The organism is Kitasatospora nipponensis, assembly GCF_039528135.1.
Taxonomy (GTDB): domain Bacteria; phylum Actinomycetota; class Actinomycetes; order Streptomycetales; family Streptomycetaceae; genus Kitasatospora; species Kitasatospora nipponensis.
The window spans coordinates 1-674 of sequence record NZ_BAAALF010000760.1 but is presented as its reverse complement, the minus strand read 5'-3'; the positions used below and the strand labels follow the sequence as shown (position 1 = coordinate 674).

The 674-nt window shown below is 70.3% G+C and carries 1 protein-coding gene; it reads right to left on the bottom strand.

The features are described from left to right. Window positions 1-593: TetR/AcrR family transcriptional regulator (locus ABD323_RS43170; RefSeq protein WP_344447500.1), on the bottom strand; the 593-nt coding region annotated here is incomplete at its 3' end. Window positions 594-674: the final 81 nt, after the last annotated feature.

Sequence of the window (674 nt, the reverse complement as noted above, 5' to 3'; positions counted from 1 at the left end):
AGCAGCGCGGTGAGGGTGTCGACGATCTCCCCGTCGGTGGCGCCCGGGCCGTGCTCACCCGCCGTCAGCACCGCGTAGCCGAACATCGAGAGCATGCCGCCCATCGCGGGGGGCACCAACTCCGGTTCCCCCGGCAGGCGGTGGCCCTGTTCGCGCATGTACTCCAGGTGGTCGCGGAACACCGCGGTCTCGGCCGCCAGCGCAGCCCAGGCCCGGCCCGAACCGGGCGGCTCGGCCATCGTCGACTGGGTCAGCGCGATCACCACCGGGAGGTGGTCGCGGAAGACCTGCCAGGAGACGGCCAGGTGCGCGCGCAGCTGCTCCTGGTCGGAGAGGTCGTGCTCCCGGTCGTGGCCGTCGGCGGCGATCGCCTGGTCGGCCTGCTCGCCCATCTCCCCCAACAGGGCCTGGAGCAGTTCGTCCTTGCTCGCGAAGTGGTCGTAGAACGAGCCGGTGGCCCGCCCGGCGGCCCGGGTGTTGTTGGTGATCTTGGTGTGCAGGTAGCGGTGCTCGACGAACACCCGCCGGGCCGCCTCCTTCAGGGCCGCCTCGGTCTCGGCCGCCCGCTCCTTGCGCACTCCCACCTGGTCCACTCCCTGTCCTCTTGACGCCACGCTCCGGGCCTCAGCATACTGAGCCCGGTTTCACCGAATAGAGATTCACCGAATCATGAT